Raw genomic sequence first — 26,711 nt, 5'->3', positions numbered from 1 at the left:
CCCATGCGCTTCGTTTCCGATCTTGTGCGCGCCCGCTACGTGGCCGACGCTGCCGTGCTTGGCCTGCTGGCCATGCTGGTCTGGGTGGGCGGGCCGTATCTCGGTGTGGGCCGCTGGCAGCCACTGGCCAGCGTGAGTGGGCGGCTGCTGGCGGTAGCTGTGCTGCTGCTCGCATGGACCGCCTGGCGCGTGCTGCGCTGGCGTCGCGATCATGCGTGTCAGCAGCGCATGGCCGGCGAACTGGCCGCGCAAGGCGCCGCGCCCGGCGGTGATGCCAGCGGCAACGACAGCCGTGCGCGTGCCGCGCAGGAGCAGGCACGCCTGCGTGCGCGCTTTGCCGAAGCGATGGCGGTGTTGCGCAAGCGTCGCCGCAACGGTCCGGGTCTGCACGTGCTGCCCTGGTATCTGCTGATCGGCGCGCCTGGCTCCGGCAAGAGCACGGTGCTGCAGTCCTCGGGGCTGGACTTCCCGCTCAAGGAGCACGGCGTCAACCACGCGCTGGAAGGCGTCGGCGGGACACGGCATTGCGATTGGTGGTTTGCCGATCAGGCAGTGTTTATCGACAGCGCCGGGCGCTATACCACCCAGGATTCAGACGCGATTGCCGACGCCGGCGCCTGGCAAGGGTTTCTGGACCTGCTGCGCCGCCACCGCCGGCAGCCGCTCAACGGCGTCATCGTCACCGTAAGTGCGGCCGAGCTGCTGGCGCACGATGGCCAGACCGGCACGCCGCACGCACGTGCGGTGCGGCATCGCCTGGACGAACTCGGCGACAAGCTGCGCGCGCGCGTTCCGGTGTATCTGGTGGTGACCAAATGCGATCTGGTGTCGGGGTTTGCCGAGTTCTTCGCCGACCTGGACGCCGCCGCGCGCGCGCAGGTGTGGGGGCTGTCGTTGCCGCAGACGCACGATGCCGGCCAGACCGACCCGCTGACGCGGTTTCCCGGCGAGCTGGAACGCCTGCTGCAACGCATCGATCAACGCGTGCTTGATCGCCTGCAACGCTCGCGCGATGCGCGCGAGCGTGCGGCGGTACTGTCCTTCCCGCAGCAGCTGCGTCTGTTGCAGCCGGCGTTGACGGACTTCGTGCAGACCGCGTTCGGCCGCCATGGCTACGCCGGCCAGCCGTGGCTGCGCGGCGTCTACCTGAGCTCGGGTACCCAGCAAGGGCATCCGGTGGATCGCGTCCTGTCGGCGGTGGCGCGACACTTCGGCGTTACCGCTGCCGGGCTGCCGCCTGCGGTCAGCGCGCCGCGCAGTTATTTCCTGCCACGCCTGCTCAACGAGGTGGTATTCGCCGAGGCAGGCCTGGCCGGCAGCCAGCCGGGAAGTGCGCAGCGCCGCCGGCTGCTGCAACTGGCCTGCTGGGCAGCACTGACCGCCACCACCCTGGGCCTGTTGTTCGGCATGGCCGGCAGCTACGTCCACAACGTACGCCTGATCGGCGAGGTCCGCGCGACCCTGGATGCGTATCCCGCAGGGGCATTGCCGGCCAATGCTGGTGAGGCGGCCTTCTATGCCGCCGCCTTGCAGCGCTTCGACGCACTGGCGCTGGCCCGCGATGTGGCGATGCCGCCGGGGGCGTCGATCCCATGGTCGCGGCGCTTCGGCCTGCACCAGGGCACGGCGCTGGCACGCGAAGTGCAGGAGGCGTATTTGCGTGATCTCAATGCGGCCTTGCTGCCGGCGTTGGCGCAATCGCTGCGGCGTGAGCTGGCGCAGTCCGGCAACGCGCCGCAGCAACTGTATCCGTTGTTGAAGGGTTACCTGATGCTGGGCGACCCGGCACGCCGCGACGTCGCCCATCTGGCCACGCTGGCAGGCACGGTCTGGCGGCACCTGTTTCCCGAAGACGCGTCCGTGCGCGCGGGCTTGAACCGTCACCTGCGCGCCCTGCTGGGGCCGGGCGAGGGCGCCCGTGCGCTTGCGCTGGACCGCCAGCAGATCGAGCAGACGCGGGCGAGCCTGCGTACCGCCGAGTTGCCGGCACTGGTCTATGGGGGTCTCAGGCTGGCGCAACCCGGTGTCGACCCGGACCAGGCGCCGCGGCTGGACCGCCGCCTCGGTTTGCTCGGCGATGTCTTCGAACGACGCAGCGGCCAGCCGTTGTCTGCGCCGTTGCCAGCGCTGTTCACGCGGCAGGCGTTTCAGGCGCAGACCGGCGGGGGCATCGCGCGCAGCGTGGAGCAGTTTCTCGCTGACGACTGGGTGCTGGGGACCGCACCGCTGGACCCGCTGGCGCGCTCGCAGCTGGTGCGCCAGGTGCTGGCGCTGTACCAGCGCGACTACATCGCGGCCTGGGATGGTGTGCTGGCCGACCTGGCGTTGCGGCCGGTGACGCACACCGGCCAGGCCAGCGCGGTGGCCGCCAAGTTGGGGGGACCGGCGTCGCCGCTGAAAGCGGTGCTGGTGCTGCTGCGTGAGCACACCCACGGGCTGGGCAGCACGCCGCCCGCCAAGGCAGGCGAGGGCGCCAATGCTGCCGGCGCCGCAGCTGCGGAAAGCAATGCCGTTGCCGAGCCCGATGCGGCGGCCGAGCCGATCGAACGCCATTTCGAACCGCTCAACCGTCTGCTCGATGGCGGGCCGGGTGCCAGTGCGCTGGACGAAACGCTTGCCGCGCTGACGCAGATGAGCCGCACACTGCTGGGCGCCGCCGCCGGTGTCGCCGCCGACCAGAACGATCCGGCGCTGCTGATTGCCGCGCAACAGGCCGAACAGTTGCCGCCACCGCTGGCGAACTGGATGGCGGTGTTGTCCGGGCGCGGCCGCGAGCTGGCCGCCGGCACTGCCGGCGATGCGCTGCGCAATGCCCAGCGGCAGGCGGCCGGGCGCGAGTGCGGCTTGCTGGTGAGTGGGCGTTTTCCATTCGTGCCAGGCAGCGGCAACGACATCCCGTTGCGGGATTTTGCCGAGCTGTTCGCGCCCGGCGGGCGCATGGACCGCTTTGCGCAGGAGGCCTTGCTTGGCAAGGTGGATGCCAGCGGTCGCGCATGGCAGTGGACTGCCGGCATGAGCGCGGTTGGCGCCAACGATGTACTGGCGCGGGCGCAACTGGCCGACGAGATCAAGCAGGCGTTCTTTGCCGGGGGCGGCGCGCAGCCGCAGGTCGCCTTCACCGTCTCCATTCCGCCGCAGGCGGCGATCAGCCGGCTGCAACTGGACGTGGACGGGCAGACCGTGGAGGTGCGCGATGGCGCGCGCATCAGCCAGCCGATGACCTGGCCTGGCCCACGTCCGGGTCTGGTGCGTGTTGCAGCCTGGGATGCCAGCGGACAGGCGTTGCCGGTCCTCGAATACCGCGGTGCCTGGGCCTGGTTTCGCGCATTGCAGGCCGGGCGCCTGCGCCGCAGCGGCGATCTGGACTACACCGCCAGTTTCGCGCTGGGCGCCACTGCGCTGCAGGTGGACGTGCAGCCGGCCAGCCTGCGCCATCCGTTTGCCGCCTCGTCGGTGCAGCGGTTCAATTGCCCATGAGCGCGGTGCCAGGTTCGCCAGGTTTCTACGGCAAGCTGCCTGCTGTCGGCGATTTCGTGCATCGGCGTTTGCCGCAGGCCTTCGTCGACCCCTGGCATGCGGCAATGCAGGTGCTGCTGCACGCCGTCGGAGCAGGGGCGGTGACGCATCCGCAGCAGGCACCGGTGTGGCGCTTCGTGCTGGCACCGGGCCTTGCCGGCCCCACCGCGTGGGCCGGGGCAATGCGGGCAAGCGTCGATCGTGTCGGCCGCACCTTTCCGCTGGTCATCGCTGCGCCGCTGCCAACAGGCGCTGACGCTGGCACCACGCGTCCAGCCATCCCTGCAACCATGCGTCTGCCGGGATGGCTGGACGCGGCCGATACCGTGTTGCGCGCCGTCGATGGAGAGCCGGCGCAGGACGCCGCCTGGTTGGATAGCGCCTGCGCGGCGCTGGCCCGGCGCGACAGCGCAGCAACGTCGGCCGCGCTGCCAATCCCCGATGGAACCATTGCCAACGGCAGCCTGTGGTGGACGGCCATGGACGGAGTCGTCCCAGGCACCTGCCTGCACCTCGCCGGCTGGCCCACGGCGCGCCACGCACCGGCGTTGCTGGGTGCCAGTGTCGTCGCCGATGCATCCATAGCGCAGGCATGGCCATGAGCCAGGGCGATTACGTGTCTGCTGGCCGCACCGAGCAAGGCAATGTCAGGCGGCACAACGAAGATGCGATCCTGCTGCGCGACGATCTTGGGTTGTGGGCGGTGGCCGATGGACTGGGCGGCCACAGTGCCGGCGATCTCGCCAGTCGCATGGTGATCGACGCGCTAGACGCACTGCAGCGCCCCGGCAGCCTGGCCAGCTTCGTCGATGCCATCGATGCGCAACTGGCGCGCGTCAACCAACAGCTGCGTGCGCTGGCGCGCGCGCGCCGCGTAGAGGTGATTGCCAGCACCGTGGTGGTACTGGTGCACGACCAGGACCTGCTGATGTGCGGCTGGGTCGGCGATAGCCGCGCCTACGCCTTCGAACAGGGCCGGTTGCAGCTACTGACGCGCGACCACGTCGCCGGCGACAAGCACGAGCTGACCCGGGTCGGCAGCGCACCGCCCGCCGGCGGCGCGCTCACCCGAGCCGTCGGCGCCGACGATGCGCTGTACGTGGACTGGATGGTCTGCACGCGCCGGCCCGGTCAGCACTATCTGCTGTGTTCGGACGGCATCAACAAGGAACTCAGCGACGACGAGATTGCCGCCCACTGCCGGCGCGAACGGCAGCCAGCCGCGTTGGTGACGCGTCTGTTCGATACCGCGCTCGGCCGTGCCGGGCGCGACAACGTTTCCGCCGTGGCCTTGCGCCTGGCGCCCCGGAACGCGATGCCATGAACACCAGCGACAACCACACCAGCGGCCGCACGCCATCTCAGGACGAGGACCGCACCCGCGTGCAGCCTGCACGCGACTTCGCCCGTGCGCTGCCAACACGAGCCAGCCAGACCACCGGCACTAACCACCCCATGCCGCTTGCGGACGACGACCGAACGCGCGTGCAACCCCCACGCGTCCTGGCCAGCGTGCCGCCAACATCGGCCAGCGACACGACCGGCCACACGCCGCTCTCAGACGACGACAGCACCCGCGTGCAGTGCACACCCGACTTCATCAGTGCGTCGCCACTGCCAACCAGCGACACGACCGGTACTACCGGCCGCACGTCGCTTCCAGACGACGACCGTACCCGCGTGCAGCCCGCCCGCGATTTCGCCAGTGCGCCGCCAATAGCGCCGGCCAGCGACGACGATGCCACCCGGCTCGCACCGCTCAATCGGCATCGCGCGGAGAGCGCGTCGCACGCAGCGGCCGACGATCCAACCCGGATCAGGCGGCCGGCGCACGGCGACGACAGCAGCGGCGCATCGAGCTGGCGACGCGTGTCGCAATTGCAGGGCGATGCGCAGGTGGGTGTGGGCATGTTGCTCAAGGCGCGCTTCCTGCTCGTGCGCGAAATCGGCCGCGGCGGCATGGGCGTGGTCTACCTGGCGCGCGACGAACGCAAGGTGGAGGCACGCGACCGCCATCCGTACATTGCGGTGAAGGTGCTCAACGACGACTTCCGCCGACATCCGGATTCGCTGGTCGCGCTACAGCGCGAGTCGCGCCGCGCGCAGAGCCTGGCACACGACCATATCGTGCGGGTGTACGACTTCGACAAGGACGGCGCCATCGTGTTCATGACGATGGAATACATCGACGGCGACGACCTGCGCGGGCTGATCCGCAGCCGGATGGGCGAGGGCATGCCACTCACCGAGGCCTGGCCCTTGATCGACGGCATGGGCCGCGCACTGCAACGCGCGCATGCCGCCGGCATCGTGCATTCGGACTTCAAGCCGGGCAACGTCATGGTGGGGCCAGGGCAGCTGGCCAAGGTGTTCGACTTCGGCATCGCCCGCGCCGCGAAACTGGCAGGCGCCGACTCCGCTGACGACCACACGGTGTTCGATGCGGCCACGCTGGGCGCACTCACCCCGGCTTACGCCAGCCTGGAGATGCTGCGTGGCGAGGAACCGGCGTTCGCCGACGACGTGTATGCGTTTGGCTGCGTGGTATACGAACTGCTGTCCGGCCGCCACCCCTTCGCCAAGCAATCGGCAGTGCAGGCACAGGCGCAGCACTTGCGCGTAGCGCCGTTGCCGACGTTGAGCCGCCTGCAGAATCGTGGGCTGCGCAGCAGCCTGGCCTTCGAGGCCGCAGCCCGGCCGACGATGACGGCCTTGCTGGAGCAGCTGCGCCCACGTAGTCGCCGCGAGCGCTGGTTGCCGTACGTGCTGGCCGGTGGCCTGCTACTCGCAGCGGGTGCTGGCGGCGCCGCATGGCTGCAGATGCATGCGCAACAGCAACGGGTGGCCGGCGTGCTGGAGCGCTTCTCGCCGCAGGCGCCCAACCGCTTCGCGCACGAGGACCAGGCCCGCGCCGCGCTGTGGTCGCTGGGGGAAGACGACCGCCGCCGGATGATCCTCGACCGCAGCAGCACGATCGAAGCATTTCTGCTCGCGCGCCTGGACCGCTACTGGCAGCCCGAACGCGGCCGCGAGGACTATGCGGCGGCCCAGCGCATCCTGGCCTTGCGCGAGCAGTGGAAGCTGTTTTCGCCGCGACTGGATGCGCGCCGCAACGCCATGCAGCAGGAGCGCGACCGCCTGCTCAACAGCCTGGACACCGCATTGAACAGCGCGATCGCCGCCGGCACCCTGTTCGAGGATCAATCCGGCAACGTGGTGGCCCTGCTCGGGCGCGTGCGCCGCCTGGCGCCGGACAGCGGCCTGCTGCGTCATGCCGAACTCGAGTTGAGTTATCGGCGCGGATGCGCCGACGCGCTGGGCGCGGGCCGTACCGATGACGCGCGCCGCTGGCTGGACACCGGGCGCCGCGCGTTCCCGCAATCGCGGTTGTTGCAGGACTGCGCGCGCGAGCTCGACGTCGCAACCACGACCGCGTCTGCCGCGCCATCGGCTCCGCCGCCATCGCCGGTGGTGGACGATGCACAGGCGCAACTGGCCGCACAGATCGCCACGCGGATCGAATCGGTGCGCGCCGCGGCTGCCGCCAACGACGTGAGCAAGGTGAAGCAGCAACTTGCAAGGATCGCGGCGGCCAGCCCCGGCCATCCCTTCCTGCACGACGAAGGCGCACGGCGGCTGACCGATGCGTACCTGGGCCTTGCGCGCGCCTTCTGCCGCCAAGGTCGCTGGAAGGATGCCACCGTGCTCATCGGGCGCGGCCTGGAGGCGCAGGACACGCCACGCCTGCGGCATGCGCTGGGCCGCTACCAGCTGGCGATGGAGCTGGAACAGATCGGCACCGCGCTCCCTGCGCCGGCGGTGCTGCAGCGTCTACGCGAGCGCAAGATGGCGCTGCAAGCGCAGGACGCCGATGGCTTCCGGGCCTTCCAGAGCGATGTCGCCAAGGCCGGCCGGCAACAGCCATCGTCTGCCGCAGCACTGTTGCCAAAACTGGAGTCGGTTGCGGCGACGCCTGCACCGCCGCGCAAGCCCGACGATCCCTGCCGTATTTCCGCGCCGTCCGGCGGCGCGGCGACCTGCAGCGACGCGTTGGGTGAACATGGCCGCGGCCCAGAGCTGGCGGTGCTGCCCAAGCCCGGCCGTGCGTTGGCAATGATGCGGCGGGAGATCAGCGTGGCCGACTTTGCGCTGTTCTGCGCCGATACGCAGCGCTGCCGTGTATCGCGCTGGACACGCAAGTCGGCGCCGGTGGATAACGTCAGTGTCGCCCTGATCCGCGATTACGCCGCCTGGCTGAGCAGCGTCAGCGGCCACACCTACCGGCTGCCGCGCGATGCGGAGTGGCTGCGCGCGGCCCGCGCCGGCGAGGACGGTTGCGCCGCGACGGTGTCCAATAGCTGGGGGCTGCTCGAGATGGCCGGCGGCATCGCCGAGTGGGTTCAGGACGGCAATGGCGCGGCGGTACGCGGCAGCCAGCGCGGCGCGGCCGCCTGTGTCGACCCCGGTGCAGTGCGTTCCAACGGCGAGGCATCGCGCGGGATCGGTGCGCGCCTGGTGAGAGACGTGGAATGAGCGATTGGGAAACCTGGGCCAACCTGGTCCTGCAGGACTTGAATGCAGCGCAGGCCGAGCGCCGCCTGGATACCGCCGAATATCGGCGGCGACGGCTGCACTTGCTGCAATCCATTGCGCACTCGGCCGCTGCGCCCACCGCGCGGCGACAACGCGCCGCAACGCCGAGCCATTTGCCAACCCCGATCGTGAAGGTGCGCCGCGACCGCCAGCCACCGACAGCCCTGCAGGCAGCGTTACGCTCGTGGACTCTGCGCCTGTGGGCAGCCGTCATGCTGCTCGGTGCGGCCTGGGTCTACTGGCATGGCATGTCCGCGGTGTGATGCCGGCCATGCAGGCCGGCTGCGGAGGCTAGTCGGCGTGGTCCTGGCCCGACACCACCTGCAACTCGTCGATGCCTCTGGGCGCCAGGTCACGCAGCAACGCGGCAAAGTCCAGGCCGACCAGGCGCTGCGCTCGCCGCAGCAGCAACGGCACCGGGCTGGAGGGCTCGCGCCGCGCGTAGTAATCGCAGAGTTGGTCGAGCATGCGGCGTACATCGTCCGGATGCTCGACGGCCTGCAATTGCGCGCGCGGCGCGGGGGCCGTGGCGCTGTCGACATTCGCGGCCCTAGCTGTGGTGGCGTCGGCCGTCGATGTCGACCGCTCCGACACGTACGGTCGCAGGAACGCGCGCAGCTCGCCCAGATCCTGCGCCAGCGGCGCAAAGTCGGGGCCAGCTCCCGGCGTGCGCTCGGCAAACACGCCGGCGATCGCGGCGATGTCGTCCTGCGCAGTTGCCAATGCCGCATCCAGGCCCAGTAACGCGTCCAGCGCACAGTCGCGCAGGCAGGCATCGATGGCTGCGGGCTTCGGCGTTTCGGTCACTTCGTCGGCACCGAGCTTGAGCGTGCCCTGCGCAATGCGCAGTTCGCGCAGCGAAAAATGTCCCGGGTGCAGGCCCTTGAACAGGCGCGTGTTGCGCAGCTGCGCCAGCATGCGCTCACCATCGGCCAGCGCCGCGATGGCGTTGACACGCTCGGTGGGGTCATTGTCCTCGTCGGTGTCAAGGTGCGGGTGGACGTCATCCCAGAATCGCTCCAGCAATTGCCGGAGCAGGGCGACAGCGCCGGCCCAGCCCACCAACCCCTCCTGGTGCAGGCGCGCGGTGCTGAGCAGGATGCCCAGGCGCAAATCCTTGGAGCGCAGCAGCAACTGCTCCGCGCGCTCGGCCACCTGGCGCCATTCCGGCGCCTCGGGCACCAGCAGGCTGGTTCCCAATGCGCGTTCCTGGCGCGGGCGGGCAAGGTCTTCCAGTGCCTGGAACTCGGGCGTGTATTCCAGGTTCGGGCCAGACGGCGCCTGGGCGTCCACCGGCTGCAACAGCGGTTCGATGTCGATCTGCCTCATGGCGCGGCGCACGAGGTGGACAAGGCAAGATCGCCACGGTCGGCCCTGCGCCGGTTCACAGTGGATGTGGCCTGCGCTACCGGCGTGTCCACCGCGATCAGCTCGAGCACACGCTCGCGCAGCCAGCGATGCGCGCCGTGGCCATCGCTGCGCCGGTGCCAGGCCATCGCCAGTGCCATGTCCGGCAGCGGGAAGGGCAGTTCGAAGCAGTCCAGCGGCGCATGCCCGCTCTCTGCTGCCAGCGTTGCCGGCAGCGTGGCAACCATGTCGGTGCCCAGCACGATGTCGCGTGCGGTCGCGCAGTGCGACACGGTCACCGCAATCTGCCGGGGCGCCTGTCCCAGCAGCTGCAGTTGCGCATCGATGGCCGCGTTGCAGGCGTGGGCCGGCGCCACCTGCACGTGAGACAAACGGCCGTAACTCGCCGCGCTCGGTGCGGCCGTCCCGCGCGGATGGCCACGGCGTTGCACCAGCACATAGCGCTCGTCGCGCAGGCGGCGCAGACGCAGCGCGCCGGGGACGGCCTGCGCATGATCGATCAGCAAGTCCAGCTCGCCGCTCTCGAACGCATCCAGGGCCGCTTCCGCGTTCACCTGCACAAACTCCAGGCGAACCTTCGGGTTGCCCTGGGCCTGGACCAGCCCCGCCAGGCCGGCGCCCAGCGTGCTGATCGCGTCGGCCGTGCCGGCAATCCGGAAGGTGGCTGCCGAATGTGCCGGATCGAAACTGCTGTCCTTGCCAAGCAGGCTCAGCTTTCCGATGGCCTCGCGCAGTGGCGATGCCAGCTGGTCCGCGCGGGGCGTGGCCACCATGCCGCGGCCGGTATCTGACGGCATCAGCAGCGGGTCCTTGAACAGCACGCGCAAGCGCGCCAGTTGCGAGGACAGGGCAGGTTGGCTCATATGCAGCCGCTGCGCGGCATGGGTGACGTTCTTCAGTTCGAGCAGGGCGTCGAGTGACACCAGCAGAGGCAAATCGCTTGGTCGGATATTCATGGCGTGGATCGCTCGTAGAGGAATCCAGGCGGCCTGCAGTGCCTGGGTGTCTACACGCTAGGCAGCTGGCGCTACGTTCCGGTGTCGAACCGCGCCGACTATGTTTCATTTGTCACATGACCGGTCACGATCGCCGGTTGCCTTCATCCGGCGTTGCGTTTGCCGTCGCTGCGTACGAGTGCGTGCTCCAGCGCGATGGCGAGCACATCCAGCTCGAACGGCGGTGCGATGATCTCGACGATGGCACCGGCCAGTGCTTCACGGGCGGACAGGGCGCTAGCGCGCGTGGCCAGCACCAGCGGCAGCTCGGGTGCTGCCGCATGCAGGGCCACGATGGCCGCTTCCGCATCGCCAACGCGGTCGCGTTTGACCAGCACCCCATCGAAGCGCAACAGATCGTCGGCCACGGCGGTGACGGCAGCGCCCGCTTCCAGCACACCCACCGGCTCATGTCCCAACGCGGCCAGCATTTCCTCCAGACGTTCGAGCTCATCCGGCGAGTCGCATAGCAGCAGCCAGCTCGCATGGCGTCCTCGCACGGCCTGCAGGGCTGCGCCCTGGGTGGCGGCTTCGTCCACGCTGCACAGCGGCAGCTCCACCACGAACGTGGTGCCGTCGCCCAGCACGCTGTCCACGCCGATTCGTCCATCATGGTTGTCGACAATCTTCTTGACGGTTGCCAATCCGAGCCCGGTGCCACCGCTGCGGGTGGTGAAGAACAGATCGAAGATCCGATCCAGCTGCCCGGGCGGAATGCCGGTGCCCTGGTCGCTCACGCGCAATCGAGCGATGCGCCGGGCCATGCCATCGGCGCGCTCGTCGTTCGCTGCGGACAGCTGGATGACGATCGTCCCGCGCATGTCCATGGCCTGCGCGGCATTGGTAGCCAGGTTCAGGATCACCTGCTGCAGTTGCGCCGGATTGCCCAGGGCCTGCAAGGGCGTCGCCTCCTGCCGCAGCTCGATCGTCACCGTCGACGGCAGCGACACCGACAGCAGCGACACTGCCCCTTGCAGCAGGGCGTTCAGTTCGACCGGCTGCGTGTGGTAGTTCTGCACCCGGCCGAAGCTCAGGATGGATTCGATGAGTTCGTAGGCGTGCGCTGTGGTGTTGCTGATCTCCAGCAGATGTTCCAATGCGGGCGACTGCCTATCCAGCTTGGCGATCGCGATCTCGGCGTTACCGCGGATCGCACCGACGATGTTGTTGAAGTTGTGCGAGATGCCGCTTGCCATTGTCCCGATGGTTTCCATCCGCCGCGCCAGCTCCAGGCGGTGCTCCAGGGCTTGCGCCTCGTCTTCGAAGCGGCGTCGCTCCAGCGCATCGAACAAGGTATCCAGCGCGATATGCAGCTGCGGCAGATAGTCCACCAAGGTGCTCACGCCCGGATCCCGCCGCCTGGGCGTCACCGGAAGACCAAAGCAGAGCAGGGCGCGCGTACCGGTTTCTGCATGTTTTCGCAGGCACAGCCACTGTGCCCCGCATGCACGCCCGGGCTCGCGCAGCGCATGGATGGAGCCGTCGGCATCCACCACCAGCGCGCTGGCCGCCTCAGGCTCGGAGGTCGCCACCGCGGCAACGATGGTCCGGAACGTCTCGTCCTGCGGGTCCGGCCAGATGCGTGCAACGCCACCGGCCGGCACCAGGGCAAGCCGGGCGCTTGGCAGTTGCATCCAGCGGGCCAGCCGCGCCAACCCAGACTCGATTTCCCCGTCCAGGCGCCGGCGATCGTTGGCCACCAGCCCGCGCGACACCGCCACCATCAGCCGATCGAACTCCGCACGGCGGCGCAACACGCGCGCGCGATGTCGCAGCAGCTTGCCCAGGTAGACCAACGCAACCAGCATGACGATTGCCAGTGCAAACAACACGATGCGCACCTGGCGTGCGGCAGTCTGCAACACGGCCTGGCGCTGTTGCAGATAGCGCTTGGTGCGCACGTACGCTGCCAGCGAGGAAATCGGACGCATGCCGCGAATGGTGGCGTCGGTCTCGGGCAGCAGCTTCAACAGCATGCGTCCGTGCGGGAGCAGCCGGGCGCGTCGGTCGCGCCGTGCCGCCTCGTCCAGGTGCCGGCGTGCCTGCGCGACGGCATCGCTGGTGGTATCCAGGCTAAGGCGATGCACGGCGCTGGTCAGCAGGCTGGCGGCACGGCCGGCGCTGGAATCGCCGCCCTGCAGGATCTGGGCGCTGCTTTCGCTCCAGAAATACGCCAGCGAATTGGACAGCAGCGAATTCTGCGACTTGAACACCTCCAGCTGCAACGACTTGGCCTCGTAGCTCGACTCCAGGTCGTCAATCGCCTGCAGCAGCGGCGGCTCCTCGCTGGCCAGGTGCCGCAGGTGTTGCAGCGTGGCGCGTGCACGCAGATCGCCAGCCACCAGCGAGTCGTAATCGCGCAGCAGGCCGACGCGTGCTTTCAGTACATCGTAGTCAATACCGGTATCGGCCAGCTCCAGTGCGTCCAGCGCATCCAGCGCGTGTCCATAACGCCGCGTATCGCGGTCGAGCGAGCCCATGAACAGGCTGAAAAAGATCAGCCCTGCCAATAACAGCGCGCTGAGGATCGCCGCCCATTTCACCGATCGGGCGTCGTCACTGGGCGGCCCTGGTAGGTACCGGTCAGGGTCTGCAGGAACGCGGCAATATCCGCCACCTCCGCCGCCTCCAGGGTCACGCCGAGTTGTGCGGTGCCCATTGCCTTGATGGCCTCGGGCAGCGTCGCTGCGCTGCCGTCGTGGAAGTAGGGCGCGGTGGTGGCAACATTGCGCAAGCTGGGAACGCGCAGCACCGGCGTGCCATCCTGCGTTGCCGGCGCGAAGATACCGCTACGCTGGAACAGGTTGCCTCCTACATTGGCGCCCTGGTGACAGGAGATGCATCCGGTCGCCTTGAAGGCGCGATACCCACGCACCTCCTGGGCCGTCAATGCACCGCGGTCGCCCTGTAGCCACAGATCGAAGCGACTGCCCGGGGTGAGCAGCGAACGTTCGAAGCTGGCGATGGCGTCGAGCAGTGCGGCCCGATCCGGCGGCCGGCCATAGGCCTCACGGAAGCGCTGGCTGACCACCGGATCCTGCTGCAACCGCGCTACCACCGTCGCGATGTCTGCCTGCATGACGCTGGGGTTCTCCAGCAGCGATGCCGTCTGCGCTTCCAGGCTGCGGAAGCTGCCGCGCCAGCCAATGCGGAAGTTGGCCGCGGCATTGAAGACGGTGGGCGTATTGAACGCCGGCGCAGCGCGTCCGGGTTTGCGCGTCATCGCATCGGCGGCCGCGCCGTTGCTGGACATGTCGTGGCACGACGTACAGGCCAGACGCCTATCCCCGGAGAGCCTGCGGTCGCCGAACAGCAATGCGCCCAACGCGACCTTCTTCGCATCCAGCCCTGCAGGCACCTGGACACGATGGATGGGTTCGCCATCCCCGGCCGGCGCCGGCGCCCCCAGGCCGGACCGTGGCAGCAGCGAGCCTGCCAACAACAGCACTGTGCCGACAGCAACCGGCAGCGAGACAGCCGCAAAATTGCGCTGGTCACGCCATCGCGGAGGGCTGGGGCCACGCCGTTGAGTCAACGCGCGTACTCCACCGACGGCGTGAACACATATCCGGCACCGCGCTGCGTGACGATCAGCTTCGGGTCGCGTGGGTCCAGTTCCAGCTTGCGGCGCAGCCGCAGGATCTGCACATCGACGCTGCGGTCGAACACATCCTCGTGCAATCGGGTGGCCCGCATCAGATGCTCGCGGCTCAACGGCCGCCCAGGCGCATCGACAAAGGCGCGCAGCAGCGCGTATTCGCCTTTTGTCAGTGGGATCGCCGGTGTATCTACACGGCCCACCGTGCGTGCCTGCAGATCGAACTCCCATGCATCGAAGCGCACCCGGCCTTCGCCCGCACCACGTGCCACCGCCACCTTGGTGGCGGTATGCCGACGCAGCACGGCGCGAATGCGCGCGGTCAGCTCATGCAGCCCGAACGGCTTGGGCAGATAGTCGTCGGCGCCCAGCTCCAGGCCAACCACGCGGTCGATCTCGTCGCGACGGTGCCCGGTCATGATGATCACCGGCACATCAGACTCCTTGCGCAAGGCACGCAACAGGTCCAGGCCGTCCTCGTGCTTGAGCATCAGATCCAGCAGCAGGATATCCGGCTCGCGCCGCTGCAGGGCTTCAGCGACTTCGCTGCTGCTGGTCGCCACGAATGCTTCCATGCCGTGCGACCGCACATGGCTCATGACCACCTGGGCCATCGCCTGATCGTCGTCCACCACAAGTACCGTGGTGCTTCTTGCAGCAGGTTGGGCGCGCTCCGCACGCAGGGCAGGGGAACTGGATTGCACTTTCATGACGATGTCGATCCCGGCGCGTGCAACATCCGCGAACACATCCCGATCATCGACAGCATGGGGATGAACGATTCGACTGCATGCAAGGCCCTCGCGCGTACGCGGTGTGCAATGCCATGTCGTCGAGCGGCCGGCATTCTTACACAAGATGCTTCATGCATTTCCACTACGCGGTCACGCCAATGGCAATGCTATTCAGCGCATGAAATATTGCATCACTGGTGGGATGAAGAAGCCCGCAGACGCGCTTGAAAAACGTCAATCACAGCAGGGCCTTATATGGCATAGCGAGCGCAACCATTATCCAAGAATGGCGGTACATGTCGCATCAGCTTGCTTACGACTAATGGATGCATCATCCGATCGCAAAAGATCTACCTGATACAAAAAGCCTGGCCATGATTCTTACACCACGGCCAACCACGCCCCCCAATAACATGGCCGCATCAATCCTCAGGGAGCGTGCGTTCCTGAGGGTTGGCCGCATTGGGTACATGCCCAAACAGCGCCCTGAATGCACGGCTGAAGCCGGGTTCGGAGTGATAGCCGGCGCGTCGTGCGGCGTCCCGCACGCTGATACCGCCGGAGCGAAGCAGCTCGTCGGCAACGGTCAACCTCCAGCGTGCGATGTAGCGCATGGGCGGCTCGCCTGTCATCTCGGCGCACTGTGTCGCAAACGCGGACCGCGACATGCCTGCGCGATGGTCAAGCTCGTTCACGGTCCATCCGCGGGAGGCATCAGCATGGATGGCGCCAAGCGCCTGACCAATTCGCATAATGTATAGCGTGCCGAGTTAATCGACATAGTTAATCACCCCTGTGCAGCGATTATTATCATGGATTATCTCAACCGGCAATTCCTTCCATTTTAATTGGCAGGAAAAGCGATCTGCGTGAGATGTTATGTCCGGACCTGAGAGACCAAGAGGCCGGGTCCGGACCGGCAAAAGGCGGCGCATCCATGCGCCATAGCCGCAGGGGTTCCACCCCTGCACCCCAGGCACCCGGTGCTCACTGGCAGCGCCTGGGGACGCTGCCAGGGGGCAGGGCGGGCCTGCCTGTTCGGTCGACCTGATCATCGGCATGGCCTCTGCCGTGAAGCGGTCTGGATGAGCTTCTCGATGCCGTCGATGTTGCTGACGAGGTCGCCACGCATGCCGCGCACGGCGATACGCCGCCGCAAGCTGACAGGTCCCTGTTGCTGCTCGTGGGTCCACCACTCATCGAGCTGGTCGAGCATCTTGTAGAACGCGGCCAGGGTGCCCTGGTAGGCGGAGATGTCGTGGGCGTAGTCGCTCATCGGACGCACTCCTGCACCCCGATGTACTGGTGGCCCTTGCCGCGAGCGTGCTCTTGGATGCGCGTGGCCAGATGCTCCAGCAACGCGTTGTAGAAGACCTCAGCGTCGGCCCATGGCGCACCGATTTCATCGATAAACGGTGAGCCATCGTCAGGCTCCACTGCAGCGAGCGCAGCCCTAAAGGCTTCGTTGGCGTATCGGAGTAGTGCCTGCCGACCAATGAATCGGCAATCGTCTGGGGCGGCATAGCCGGTGCGGCGCCACTGCCAGGAGGCAGCGCGAGCGGTGCGGGAGAGGGTGAGAACCGGGCTCACTTGCACACCCCCTTACGGCGGGGGGTGGCTGATTTCGGGCGGTCTTCAGGGGTCAAGCTAAGGCCCCCCCAACCCCCCCTATTGCCTGGGTGTTGACGTGCCTTAGTTGGACCCACACCGGCAGCTGCTTGCAGCTCTTTTGTGTTCTTTCCGGTGTCCCGAGGTGATGCCTCGTAGGGTCGCCTTCTGCAGGACCCCTCGGGAGCCTCACTGCTGGTCTTGCGACCGGGGAGGCTAGATGGTGCCGATCGTACTTGCTTCAGGAGCGACTTGGCAACGGCCACGAGCTCGCCGGGCTCGGGGCTGGCGCAAGCGCCAGCAACCGAGCCTGCCGTAGCGTGTGCGCGTTCGGCCTGGCGCTTCTGGCGCGAGAGCGTGCGGAACGCCTCGGCTTGCCGGAACAACAGTGACCACCAAGCGAGGTCAGCCGCCGGAAACATATGGCCCTCGGGGCTGATGAGCGTATCGCCACGAACGTGGAAACCCTTCCAGGCCGGGCCATCGAGGTGCTTGGCGCTGGCCAACAGGCGCACCAGTTTGAACGCCGAATGCGGGATCCGGGTCTTGCCGGACTCCCAGTTCTGGACCGTACGCACGCTGACGTCTAGTAGCTTGCCCAAGGTGAGGTGGGTCAGCCGGAGCCGATAGCGGTCATCCTGAAAGCGCTTGGCGCGGTCGAGCCGGCGCAACAGCTGCCGGTTGGGGTGGCGCGTGACCCCGTCTTCCATTTCGCATAATGTATATTATGTAAAATCATCTGCGTGCTGGTTGCGCTCGTTTGCTGCTGCGCTGTCCGGATACCCTAAATCTGTATCCTTTTTGACCCTGATACGTACCTTTTGGCCACTAAATCTGTATCCCATCCTGCAATGAGCCTTTCTCGGGACCTAAATCTGCATCCCATCCGGCGAAATTGACCTTCTTGGGTTCTACATGCGCGAACAGCTAATTGCCGATACTGCCGTAGCGGCCACGGGGTTCGCCTGGCTGCCGTACGGCTTGATATGGCGAACTGGTCGAAGTCTGGGGAACCAGGCCCACTGCGACTATGGATTGCTACGCGGTGCGGCCGGCTGCCCCCTACCTGCCGCTGTGCTCCCGCCTAGCGATCGATGCGTTGGTCGATGAACTGCCGAAGTACCTGGACACCTGAGGAAGTATGCCCATGAAATCCTGGATCATTGCTGCCAGTATGATGTGCGCCACCGTCGCTGCAGGCAGCCTGCATGCGCAGGCCACGACGGTCGTGCGCATCGCCGAACTGGTGATCGCTCCTGACCAACTCGATGCCTACACGGCAGCCGTCAAGCAAGAAATGGAGGAGTCCGTCCGTGTAGAGCCCGGGGTGCTGGCCATCTATTCGGTAGCGGAAAAAGGCGCCCCTAACCGCCTGCGTTTCTTTGAAATCTACGCCAGCGAGCAGGCGTATCGCGCCCATATCCAATCCCCCCATTTCAGAAAATACGTGCAGGCAACACAGCCGATGATTCTGTCGCGCACGCTGATCGAGACCGTACCTGTCCAGCTCAGCGCAAAGGGGAACTAGCGGTGGGCTCATTCATTATCGAAACCCAGCCTACGGTGCTCGGAGGAAAATCGTTCGCATGGCCAGGTGACTGAACCTGGAACCTACCCCTACCCGCACTGGGGTGATCACTCGACGTGCCGGCTGAACACATCGCGGAGCTGCCATGGCAGTACTCAGGATGGAAGGCAAGCCGTCCGACTGGTGACAGAAACTGGCACCACTGCCTCCTAGGATGACTGGGCAAGCAATGCAGCGTTGTAAAGCGCTGTTAGACACCCGTCGCTGCATCCGAAGGAGTTGCACCATGTCCCGCTTCGAACCTCTTGACCCGACTTTTCCGCTGGCGCGCCAGGTGGATACAGACGCCGAGGCTGCATTTTTGCGGGCCTGGTCCGCAGATGCCCTCTTCATGAAGCACCAGCCTGGATACATCTCCACCCAGCTGCATCGCGCGCTTGGCAAGCATCCCACATACCTCAACTATGCGGTGTTCGACAGCGTCGATGCCTGGAAGCAGGCGTTTCGTTCGTCGGAATTTCAAGAAAAGCTGAAGGCGCATCCGGCATCGCTTGTGGAACGCCCTCACCTGTTTACCAAGGTCGCGATTGCGAACCTGTGTACCGCCTGACGTCAGCGAGCCAACTCATGAAACGCATTCAGTACCACCGTTATGGCGGCCCAGAAACAATGCGGCTCGAGGATTTTCGATTGCCCGCGCCATCCGACGACGAAGTCGCCGTACAGACCAAATTCGCCGCGCTCAATCCGATCGACTGGAAGCTACGCGCCGGGCAAATGAAGATGATCACCGGCAGGGTGTTTCCACGCGGGATGGGCATGGACTTTGCGGGTGTGGTCACTGCCGTCGGTGCCGGGGTCACCCGCTTCAAGGTAGGCGATGCCGTGTTCGGCCTTGCCCGCTTCAAACAGACCGGCGCACTAGCCCAGGCGGTGATCACTAAGGAACGGTTTTTGGCGCACAAACCGGCGCGTCTTGCGTTCGACGATGCCGCCTGTCTCGGAACACCCGGCGTTACCGCCTGGAATGGGTTGATCGACAAGGCGAAACTGCAGCCCGGTCAGCATGTCTTCATCAACGGATGCGCCGGAGCGGTGGGTGAAGCCGCGGTGCAGATTGCCCGCCTGCACGGTGCCACCGTCTCCGGCACCTGCAGTGCGCGGGACATGAAACGTATGCGGTCACTCGGCATGCAGCACGTGTACGACTACCGCGCGACGGCGCTGTCGTCGCTTGCTGCGCGCTTCGACGTGGTCTACGACACCGCAGCCAGCATGCGCGTTGCGGAGGGCGTGGCTTTGCTGCGCCAAGGAGGGAGCTACCTGGACCTGAATCCCGGCCCTGGCAAGTTCATCCGAGCCGTGTTCGACCGCCGCCTGAAGCCTATCATCTGCACGCCGCGTCCTGAGATTTTGGAAAAGCTTGCAGGTGCCGCGTTGGAAAACAGGTTCAAACTTCCCATAGGAGAAACCGTCGCGTTGAGTGATGCCATCGGCTTGATCAGCGAGCTTGAGCAAGGCCGCAAGCTCGGTGGCAAGGGCGTCGTCGCGATGGAATGAGCATGGCCCGAACGCATCGACTGTTCGATCTGATGCAAACGCTTCGCCGACACCGCAGGACGGTGTCGGGCGGAGCTCTCGCGCGCGAACTCGGCGTCTCTTTGCGCACGATCCGACGCGACATTGCCACGTTGCAGGATATGGGCGCCGATATCGCCGGCGAAGCAGGTGTTGGCTACCTGCTGCGCCCTGGATCGCTGCTGCCACCACTGTCGTTCACCGAAGAGGAAATCCAGGCGCTGGTGATCGGTGCCCAGTGGGTCAGTCGTCAGGCGGATGTGCCGCTAACACTGGCTGTGGCCAATGCCCTGGCCAAAATCAATGCAGTCCTGCCTGCGGACATGCGTCCGATGCTCGACGACGATGCGGTATACGTGGGTCATCCTTCCTATGTTACCGCGCCGTTGAATCTGAGCGAGATCCGCAGAGCGCTTCGCGAGCAGCGCATCCTCAGCATCACCTTGTCGATCGCACACGCACCCACCGACGAACAACGGATCTGGCCAATCATGCTGGGCCTGGTCGATGGCACCCGCTCCATTGCTGCTTGGTGTGAGCAGGACAGCCAGTTCCGCCTCATCGGCATGAGCGACATCGCAAGCGCGCGTATTCTGGATGAACGCTATCCGGGAAACCGCCGGCAGCTGGTCAAGGACTGGCACGCTAGCGAAGTGCTGCCCTGTAATAGTCATGGAATGACGTGTTGAAGCCTCACCGGACTGAAGATGCCGCCCTATGCCGGTTGCTGAATGAGCTCATTCGACATGCGAAATACCGCGCTCGTTCCACGACGCTTTAAGGAAGGTCCGATCAACGCGATCGGATGATGCGGTAAGCCGTATCGGTCGCGGCGACTGCGCTCGACGTCCCCGCAGCCCGCCGCGCGGCGTGGACAGTCCGCGCGTGCTGTGCCGCAACGATCGGTTCGTGAGCGAGCTGCAAAATCCAGACACAGCCAATGGTGAGCCGAGTGCTTTCAGATCACTGCGTAGGACAGCGCAATCAGCACTACCAGGTGTCCTATGTAGTAGGCGTAGAACGCAGTGCGCGTGCGTCGCACCGGAATCGGTAGTGCCGCAAGCCCCAGCAGCGGCAACGCCATCAATGCCCAGAAGTTGTCTTTGACGAAACACAGTGTCAATACAGGCAGGCCGATCAGTACGCAGGCGGATATCCATTTGGGAGATTGCCAGCGCCATGGGTTGCGCCAGAACAACCATCCGCCGAGCACGATGGCCAGCCCGCTCCACTGGTAATCGACCGCTGCTGGCGCAAGCAGTGCGCACGGTGCCAGAACGATCCAGCGACGGCGCTCGATTGCCAGAATGCATACGGCTGCCAGTGCAAATGCCAGCAGCACATTGAGCGGAAAGACCCGCTGAAATGCGACTGCCGCGACCGGCGTTGCGATCGCGCCCCAGACAAACAGGCGTTTCACCGATTTTTCGATGTCGGCACTGGGCTGCGCCAGGTTATAGGCAAGGACCAGTGCAAACAGCGGAAAAGCCACCCGCCCCAGCTCGGCAACGCCCGGCACATAGCCTAGCCAGAGAATCTTCAAGGCATGGTCGCCGGTCATGAAAACGGCAGCCAACCATTTCAACAACTCGCGGCCGCCGCTGGTCAAGGCGCTCTCTGGTCGATGCCTGACAGGCATTGGCCTGCGCCTGACCGCTGGCGGCATGACCGCCCATCCCTACCCCGCTGCGGCGGTTGCGTCTTCATCAAGCACCGACCTCGCTTGCCATCACCGCACCGCTCCATTGTCTTTCTGCAACTCGCGCTTGAACGGTACATCCGGCGGCGGCCTGGCGGTGGCCGGTTGGTCGTTGAGGTTGGGGTCGCTGAGACCGCAGCCGCCGCCAAACTGCAGCAGCGACACCACGCAGCTGATCTTGGTGGTGGTGCCCGGAATCGGGATCTCGATCTTCTTCAGTCCGCGGCGCACCCATTCCTGCAACAGCGACTGGTTGGGCATCCAGTACTTGTCCAGCAAGGTCGGCGTATAGCCGTATGGCGGGCGCTTGAGCCAGGTGCCGCCCTGGGCGATCTGGTCGCGGGTCCAAGTGTCGGTCTCGCTACCCGGCGGCCCACGATCGCCCGCGCCGCTGCCGGCATCGCCGGCACCAGCCACCCGCACGCTGCCGTCGCTGTTGAAAACACCATCGCGTTGGCCGTTCGCGCCGCTGGTGTCGCCGCGCCGGTTGCGGTCGGATTTGCTCCAGTCGTCGGCATTGGCCGCGACATCCCAACCGCCACTACGGTCGGCCGCTTGCGGACCGGCGTTGTTGCTGGAAGCAGGCGTGGCAGCGGAAGAGGCTGCCGCCTTGTCGGCCTGCGCGGGTGTGGCTGGCTTGGCCTGCGCCGTTGGTGTTGCCGAAGTAGCTGGCGAAGGCTGCGCAGCCGGCGTGCTGGCCGTCGCCGACGAGGTCGCCGGCTTGGCCGCCGCCGGTTGCGCTGGCGGCGCGGGGGGTACCGGAGTTGGTTCCGGCACGCTGGGCAATTCGGTGGCACGCACCGCAACCTCCGGCATGCGCACGCTGGGCGTGAGCTCGCGGGGCCGGATCACGGGCGCTGTGAGCTGGGGCTGGTCGGGCACCACGATCTCGCGCTCGCGTACCGCCGGCGCCGTTGCCGCGCGCACCGCCACTGCAGGCGCGGGGCGCTGCAGCTCGCGCAGCGCCGGTCGCTCGGTCACGGTCTGGATATCGCGCTGACGCACCTCGATCTGCGGTGCCGACGGCGCCACGGGACGTGGCGCCACGGTGATGCTCGGAGGTGGCGGCACCACGAAGTCGGTGGTGGCAATCGGTGTTTCGGTCACCTGCAACGGCGATTCGATCGTGACCGGTGGCACCTGCACCGTCACTTGCGGCACCTCGGGCGCCACCGGTTCGCTGGCAGCAGCGACCGCCGGTTCGGGGGCGGTATCCGTCGTTTGCGCCGTGCTGGCGGACTCAGTGGGTTCGGTTGCCTGCGGCGGCACCGAAGGTGGCGTCGTCGCCTCGGCAGGGTTCCCGCTTGCTGCGCTGGCGTTCTGCGCCGTGGCAGCCTCGCCGGCAGCAGGCGGCGAGGCTGAGGACGGCTCCCCTTGCCCGCCCCCCTGCTCGGCCGCGCCATCGCCGATGAACGTCATCCGCACCCGCGACTCCTCGCCTTGGGTGGTGTCCTCCGGGGCCCAGCGCACGGCGACCACCCAGATCAGCAAGGCGATGAAGCCGATGTGGATCAGCACGCTACCGAGCATGGCCAGCCAGTGCTGCGTGCGCTGATCGCGTGGGCGTGGCTCCCAGTGCTGCCACCACAGGCTGCGGAACGCCTGGAACGGCGTCAGCAACCTGGTAGCACCGGCGCCATGTGCAGCCGGTGGACGCGCCAGCAGCACATCCATTACATGGTCATCGTTGAATGGCGCCGCGGTATCGCCACGGCTGCGCATCCAGATCGCCCAGCCATACGGCAGCCCGGTGCGCCGATCCAGAATGAGCTTGCCCGGCATGCGCGCGCGCAGTGCCTGCAGCAGATCGGCAGCCGTTGTCACCGGTGGTGCGGAATCAGGCCGCGCTGTCGCGCGGAATGTACGGGGCGTCGCCGGTGGCGTGATCGGTCGCGTCGCGAACCGCGGTCACTCCGGGCACGCGCCCCATCAAGGTCTTCTCGATACCCTGCTTGAGCGTGACATCGGCCATGCCACAGCCATGGCAACCACCGCCGAAGCGCAGCAGCACCACGCCGTCGGCGGAGACTTCCTGTACGGCAACGCGACCACCGTGCGAGGCGAGTTGCGGGTTGACCTCGTTCTCCACCACCCAGCGCACGCGCTCCACCATCGACGCCGATTCGGCCGGCGCCTCGCCCTTGATCTTGGGCGCCTTGATGGTCAGCTGCTGGTTGCCGGTGGACTGGGTGACGTAGTCGATCTCGGCACCATCCACCCACGGCACGCTGGCGGCGACCACATACAAGGTGAAGCCATCGCAGTCGATCGCCCACTCGTCGCCGTTGAGATCGGCCGGCTCTGCGAACTCGAGCCTGGCATCGGCACGCGGGGTCCCCGGGTCCACCGCGCTCAGGCGTACGCCCATGCCGGGCACGCCCTCGCGTTCGATGAGCTTGCGGAAATAGGTCTGGGCTTTGTCGGATATCTGGATCATGCGGGTTATTCTAGCGCTCAATGCGCCCTCGCTCATGGAACACCGTGATCCTGGCGAGGCGCCGTCCGCCCATCCCTGCGAGACCGCCATGACCGATCTGATCCCCCTGGAGCAGGCCCACTGCCTCCCACGCAAGGGCAGCGACCACAAACTGGGCGAAGCGCGCCTGGCCGAACTGCTGCCGCAGGTGCCCGGCTGGGAGCTGGCCGAGGCCGGTACCGCGATCACCCGCACGTTTCGGTTTGCCGACTACTACCGCACCCTGGCCTTCGTGAATGCGCTGGCCTGGATCGCCCACCGCGAAGACCACCATCCGGACCTGGGCGTGCATTACGACCGGGTCGTGGTGCGCTATTCCACCCACGACGTGGGCGGCTTGAGCGAGAACGACTTCATCTGCGCCGCGAAGGCCGCGCAACTCTACGATCAGGGAGTCACTGCATGAGTATGTCCCGCGCCGCCCTCGCCGGCCTGGCCCTGGCCCTGGTGACCGGCCTGACCGGCTGCGGCCAGTCCGCGCAACAGCCGGCGGCGCCCACCGTGGCCCCCACCGAGCTGGCCGCGCTGAAGACCCCGCCGCCCGAATACGCCCCCGAGCTGGCCTGCGCCGGCGTCGGCGGCACCAGCGTCCTGCGCGTGGTGATCGGCACCGAGGGCAAGCCCACCGATGTGTCGGTGACCCAGAGCAGCGGCCAGCCGGTGCTCGACGAGGCGGCCTTGACGCGTGTGCGCGAATGGCAGTTCAAGCCCGCCACGCGCAACGGGCAGGCGGTGCCGCAAACCATCCAGGTGCCGGTCGCCTTCAAGCCGCCGGTCCCACGGCCGGACGAATGCTTCGCCATCGAAGAACGGGCGCGACGCGGCGGTTGAGCACCGCTATTGCAACGGCAACGGGTTTTCCAGTGTGCAGGCGGGCCCAGGCGCCCGTCTTCGCCCTGCACCACTGCGCACACTACGCCGCTTACATCGGCGGCGGCCCGACGCGATGGGCCGGCGGCGGCACCACGCGCTCGTCATTGCAGCATTGCCATCCTGCAGCGCCGCTGCGCGGGTGCGCGGGTGCATTCATCGCAGGACAAGGCTCCATTTCACGAGGTCGTCCCATCGCATGCTTGAGGTGTCGTCACACAATGTCTGGATCGCGCTGGCGGTCACCCTGGCCGCGGGCCTGGCCACCGGCCTGGGCAGCCTCATGGTGGTGTTCGCCAGAAAGCCCAACCCGCGCCTGCTCGCATTCGGGCTGGCCTTTGCCGGCGGCGCGATGGTGTACGTGTCGTTGTCCGAGATCCTCAACAAGTCGATCGCCGCGTTTTCCAGCGCCTACAACGACAAACTGGGGTTCACCTTCGGCACCCTGACCTTTCTGGCCGGCATGGTGCTGATCATGCTGATCGACCGCCTGGTGCCCAACCCGCACCAGAGCCTGTCCACCGACGATCCGCAGTTTCGCGACGACAACCGCGCCTACATCCGGCGCGTGGGCCTGATGACTGCGATCGCGATCACCGCGCACAATTTCCCCGAAGGCCTGGCGACGTTCTTCGCCACTCTCGAAAGCCCGGCCGTCGGCATGCCGCTGGCGTTCGCCATCGCCATCCACAATATCCCCGAAGGCATCGCCATCGCGGTACCGGTGTATTTCGCAACACGCAACAAGTTCTATGCATTCGGCGCCAGCCTGTTGAGCGGTCTGGCCGAACCGATCGGAGCCGGCATCGGCTACCTGGCGCTGGCGGACGTGCTGTCCGATGCGGTGTTCGGCGCGGTGTTCGGGCTGATCTCCGGGGTGATGGTGTTCCTGGCATTGGACGAGTTGCTGCCCGCCGCCAAGCGCTATGCCAAGGGCCATGAGACCGTCTACGGCCTGGTTTCGGGCATGGGTACTCTCGCCATCAGCCTGGTGTTGTTCCGTTTTGCGGCGCCTTGAGGTGCTTCACCTCACCGGCGCACGGCGGTCGGTGATCGAAACGCCGCGCAACGCACCTGCGCACTACCGCTGTGCCGGGCGACCCGCATCGTCGTCCCTTGTAACGCGCAGCGTGTTGCGCCGTGCATGCAACCAGGCGGGCCGCCGGCCTCGTCAACGCCTTTCGACTGACCAGGCTGCTGCCGTCAGCACGGCTAGGGGGTGTCATCAATTGATCGAATAGGCGATGCTTGCTGTCCTTTTTCGCCCTCTCCTGCAATGGCACGTCGCTACGCTCTGCGAGACGATCAATGGGATCGCATCCGCGATCTGCTTCCTGGCCGAGTCGGATACGTCGGTGTCACCGCCAAAGACAACCGGCTCTTTGTCGAAGCGGTGCTGTACCGCTACCGAGCCGGCATCCCTTGGCGGGATCTGCCCGAGCGCTTCGGTGATTTCCGCGTGATCCACCTGCGACATAGCCGCTGGAGTCGGGCCGGCGTCTGGCAACGGGTGTTCCAGGCGCTGTCCGAAGACGCCGACAACGAATACGCAATGATCGACAGCACCATCGTCCGGGCGCATCAGCACAGCGCCGGGGCAAAAGGGGGGAGCCACAAGCCGTCGGACGTAGTCGCGGAGGACTGAGCAGCAAAATCCACGCAGTGGTCGATGCGCTGGGCAATCCAGTGGCGTTTCATCTGAGCGCAGGCCAGGCGTCGGATCTGGAAGGTGCAGATGTCTTGTTGCCGCACGTGTCGGTGGGAGCCTTGCTCGCTGATCGAGCCTACGATGCCAGTGCACGGGTCATCGAACCGATGCAGCGGCGGGGGACGCAGATCGTCATCCCCTCCCATCCGACCCGTAAGGTGCAGCGCGACTACGACCGGGTGCTGTACAAGGATCGACATCTGATTGAGAACTTCTTTGCCAAACTCAAGCAGTACCGCGCCATTGCGACTCGCTACGACAAGACCGCCTGCAACTTCCTTGGAGCGATCTACTGGATCGCCTCCGTCATCTTGCTCAATTGATGACACTCCCTAGGGCTGCGTGGGCTGGGTATACCGCGCCGATGGTCGCGTCAGCAGCACGCATGGTCAGCTGGGGCGTTGCACCGCAGACCACCCAGAACTGGACGCGCGGGCGCA

Annotated in this window: 24 protein-coding genes and 1 pseudogene; 13 read left to right on the top strand and 12 right to left on the bottom strand. The window is 66.5% G+C overall.

The features are described from left to right. Positions 1–3 precede the first annotated feature (3 nt). Genes tssM through ACCQ05_RS10690 form a run of 5 tightly spaced genes read left to right on the top strand, consistent with a single transcriptional unit; the run spans position 4 to position 8,372 of the window. A complete protein-coding gene (gene tssM, locus ACCQ05_RS10710) occupies positions 4–3,477 on the top strand; it encodes a type VI secretion system membrane subunit TssM (protein WP_372393774.1) in 3,474 nt (1,157 codons plus the stop codon). Beyond that, complete coding sequence (tagF, locus tag ACCQ05_RS10705) at positions 3,474–4,118, top strand: type VI secretion system-associated protein TagF (protein ID WP_372393772.1); 645 nt, start codon at positions 3,474–3,476, stop codon at positions 4,116–4,118. Before tssM ends, tagF begins: the two co-directional genes overlap by 4 nt. After that, entirely contained in the window at positions 4,115–4,840 is a 726-nt protein-coding gene (locus tag ACCQ05_RS10700) for a PP2C family protein-serine/threonine phosphatase (RefSeq protein ID WP_228962326.1), read from the top strand. The genes tagF and ACCQ05_RS10700 overlap by 4 nt, the downstream gene beginning before the upstream one ends. Then, positions 4,837–8,049 carry a bifunctional serine/threonine-protein kinase/formylglycine-generating enzyme family protein gene (locus tag ACCQ05_RS10695; protein WP_372393770.1) on the top strand — a complete coding sequence of 1,071 codons (3,213 nt, stop codon included), beginning with the start codon at positions 4,837–4,839 and terminating at the stop codon, positions 8,047–8,049. Before ACCQ05_RS10700 ends, ACCQ05_RS10695 begins: the two co-directional genes overlap by 4 nt. Beyond that, positions 8,046–8,372, top strand: coding sequence for a hypothetical protein (locus tag ACCQ05_RS10690; RefSeq protein ID WP_228962324.1), 327 nt, complete (start codon positions 8,046–8,048; stop codon positions 8,370–8,372). Before ACCQ05_RS10695 ends, ACCQ05_RS10690 begins: the two co-directional genes overlap by 4 nt. Positions 8,373–8,400: 28 nt before the next feature. On the opposite strand, the gene tssA is transcribed toward ACCQ05_RS10690, so the two are convergent. The 9 genes and pseudogenes from tssA to ACCQ05_RS10645 all read right to left on the bottom strand — a co-directional run bounded on the left by tssA (position 8,401) and on the right by ACCQ05_RS10645 (position 17,122). Continuing rightward, a complete protein-coding gene (gene tssA, locus ACCQ05_RS10685; RefSeq protein WP_372393768.1) occupies positions 8,401–9,438 on the bottom strand; it encodes a type VI secretion system protein TssA in 1,038 nt (345 codons plus the stop codon). Continuing rightward, positions 9,435–10,433, bottom strand: coding sequence for a LysR family transcriptional regulator (locus tag ACCQ05_RS10680; RefSeq protein WP_372393766.1), 999 nt, complete (start codon positions 10,431–10,433; stop codon positions 9,435–9,437). Before ACCQ05_RS10680 ends, tssA begins: the two co-directional genes overlap by 4 nt. A gap of 143 nt (positions 10,434–10,576) precedes the next feature. Continuing rightward, positions 10,577–13,015: a two-component system VirA-like sensor kinase gene (locus ACCQ05_RS10675; protein WP_372393763.1), complete on the bottom strand. Its 2,439-nt coding sequence runs from the start codon at positions 13,013–13,015 to the stop codon at positions 10,577–10,579. Then, positions 13,012–14,007, bottom strand: a complete 996-nt coding sequence (locus ACCQ05_RS10670; protein WP_372360400.1) for a cytochrome-c peroxidase — start codon at positions 14,005–14,007, stop codon at positions 13,012–13,014. The genes ACCQ05_RS10675 and ACCQ05_RS10670 overlap by 4 nt, the downstream gene beginning before the upstream one ends. Next, positions 14,004–14,684 carry a response regulator gene (locus ACCQ05_RS10665; RefSeq protein WP_228962346.1) on the bottom strand — a complete coding sequence of 227 codons (681 nt, stop codon included), beginning with the start codon at positions 14,682–14,684 and terminating at the stop codon, positions 14,004–14,006. The genes ACCQ05_RS10670 and ACCQ05_RS10665 overlap by 4 nt, the downstream gene beginning before the upstream one ends. 542 nt (positions 14,685–15,226) lie before the next feature. Beyond that, positions 15,227–15,556 (bottom strand): annotated as a pseudogene (locus ACCQ05_RS10660) (helix-turn-helix transcriptional regulator); the annotation flags it as partial. A gap of 299 nt (positions 15,557–15,855) precedes the next feature. Continuing rightward, entirely contained in the window at positions 15,856–16,080 is a 225-nt protein-coding gene (locus ACCQ05_RS10655) for a hypothetical protein (RefSeq protein WP_372393761.1), read from the bottom strand. Then, on the bottom strand, positions 16,077–16,394 hold the full coding sequence (locus ACCQ05_RS10650) for a hypothetical protein (RefSeq protein WP_194271356.1): 318 nt from the start codon (positions 16,392–16,394) through the stop codon (positions 16,077–16,079). The genes ACCQ05_RS10655 and ACCQ05_RS10650 overlap by 4 nt, the downstream gene beginning before the upstream one ends. Next, the gene (locus tag ACCQ05_RS10645; protein WP_372393759.1) at positions 16,391–17,122 is read right to left on the bottom strand and encodes a VC1465 family Xer recombination activation factor; all 732 of its coding nucleotides are present in this window, start codon (positions 17,120–17,122) and stop codon (positions 16,391–16,393) included. The genes ACCQ05_RS10650 and ACCQ05_RS10645 overlap by 4 nt, the downstream gene beginning before the upstream one ends. A 437-nt stretch (positions 17,123–17,559) precedes the next feature. Between ACCQ05_RS10645 and ACCQ05_RS10640 the strand changes: the two genes are divergently transcribed. The 4 genes from ACCQ05_RS10640 to ACCQ05_RS10625 all read left to right on the top strand — a co-directional run bounded on the left by ACCQ05_RS10640 (position 17,560) and on the right by ACCQ05_RS10625 (position 20,207). Then, positions 17,560–17,940, top strand: coding sequence for a putative quinol monooxygenase (locus ACCQ05_RS10640; protein ID WP_372393757.1), 381 nt, complete (start codon positions 17,560–17,562; stop codon positions 17,938–17,940). Between the two features lie 286 nt (positions 17,941–18,226). Then, the gene (locus tag ACCQ05_RS10635) at positions 18,227–18,550 is read left to right on the top strand and encodes an antibiotic biosynthesis monooxygenase family protein (RefSeq protein WP_372393754.1); all 324 of its coding nucleotides are present in this window, start codon (positions 18,227–18,229) and stop codon (positions 18,548–18,550) included. A 17-nt stretch (positions 18,551–18,567) separates the two neighbouring features. Continuing rightward, the gene (locus tag ACCQ05_RS10630) at positions 18,568–19,500 is read left to right on the top strand and encodes an NAD(P)-dependent alcohol dehydrogenase (protein ID WP_372393751.1); all 933 of its coding nucleotides are present in this window, start codon (positions 18,568–18,570) and stop codon (positions 19,498–19,500) included. 2 nt (positions 19,501–19,502) lie between these two features. Continuing rightward, positions 19,503–20,207 carry a helix-turn-helix transcriptional regulator gene (locus tag ACCQ05_RS10625; RefSeq protein ID WP_372393749.1) on the top strand — a complete coding sequence of 235 codons (705 nt, stop codon included), beginning with the start codon at positions 19,503–19,505 and terminating at the stop codon, positions 20,205–20,207. 269 nt (positions 20,208–20,476) lie between these two features. On the opposite strand, the gene ACCQ05_RS10620 is transcribed toward ACCQ05_RS10625, so the two are convergent. From ACCQ05_RS10620 to ACCQ05_RS10610, 3 genes are all read right to left on the bottom strand, one after another. Then, positions 20,477–21,127 carry a TraX family protein gene (locus ACCQ05_RS10620; RefSeq protein WP_372393747.1) on the bottom strand — a complete coding sequence of 217 codons (651 nt, stop codon included), beginning with the start codon at positions 21,125–21,127 and terminating at the stop codon, positions 20,477–20,479. A 120-nt stretch (positions 21,128–21,247) separates the two neighbouring features. Then, positions 21,248–23,041 carry a transmembrane repetitive protein gene (locus tag ACCQ05_RS10615; RefSeq protein WP_372393744.1) on the bottom strand — a complete coding sequence of 598 codons (1,794 nt, stop codon included), beginning with the start codon at positions 23,039–23,041 and terminating at the stop codon, positions 21,248–21,250. A 13-nt stretch (positions 23,042–23,054) separates the two neighbouring features. Further along, on the bottom strand, positions 23,055–23,654 hold the full coding sequence (locus tag ACCQ05_RS10610) for an NfuA family Fe-S biogenesis protein (RefSeq protein WP_029219923.1): 600 nt from the start codon (positions 23,652–23,654) through the stop codon (positions 23,055–23,057). 88 nt (positions 23,655–23,742) lie between these two features. Between ACCQ05_RS10610 and ACCQ05_RS10605 the strand changes: the two genes are divergently transcribed. From ACCQ05_RS10605 to ACCQ05_RS10590, 4 genes are all read left to right on the top strand, one after another. Next, positions 23,743–24,099 (top strand): 4a-hydroxytetrahydrobiopterin dehydratase, encoded by a 357-nt coding sequence (locus ACCQ05_RS10605; protein ID WP_104604852.1) that lies wholly within the window; start codon positions 23,743–23,745, stop codon positions 24,097–24,099. Beyond that, the gene (locus ACCQ05_RS10600; RefSeq protein WP_228964372.1) at positions 24,096–24,524 is read left to right on the top strand and encodes an energy transducer TonB; all 429 of its coding nucleotides are present in this window, start codon (positions 24,096–24,098) and stop codon (positions 24,522–24,524) included. The genes ACCQ05_RS10605 and ACCQ05_RS10600 overlap by 4 nt, the downstream gene beginning before the upstream one ends. 238 nt (positions 24,525–24,762) lie before the next feature. Then, positions 24,763–25,581, top strand: coding sequence for a zinc transporter ZupT (zupT, locus tag ACCQ05_RS10595; RefSeq protein WP_104542731.1), 819 nt, complete (start codon positions 24,763–24,765; stop codon positions 25,579–25,581). 258 nt (positions 25,582–25,839) lie between these two features. Beyond that, a protein-coding gene (locus ACCQ05_RS10590; RefSeq protein WP_372391008.1) for an IS5 family transposase occupies positions 25,840–26,594 on the top strand; the annotation gives its coding sequence in 2 pieces (ribosomal slippage) (positions 25,840–26,167 and positions 26,167–26,594; 756 coding nt in all). The last annotated feature ends 117 nt before the right edge of the window (positions 26,595–26,711 follow it).

The organism is Xanthomonas sp. NCPPB 3582 (assembly GCF_041475735.2).
Lineage (GTDB): Bacteria > Pseudomonadota > Gammaproteobacteria > Xanthomonadales > Xanthomonadaceae > Xanthomonas > Xanthomonas codiaei.
This window is presented reverse-complemented; position numbering and strand designations above follow the sequence as displayed.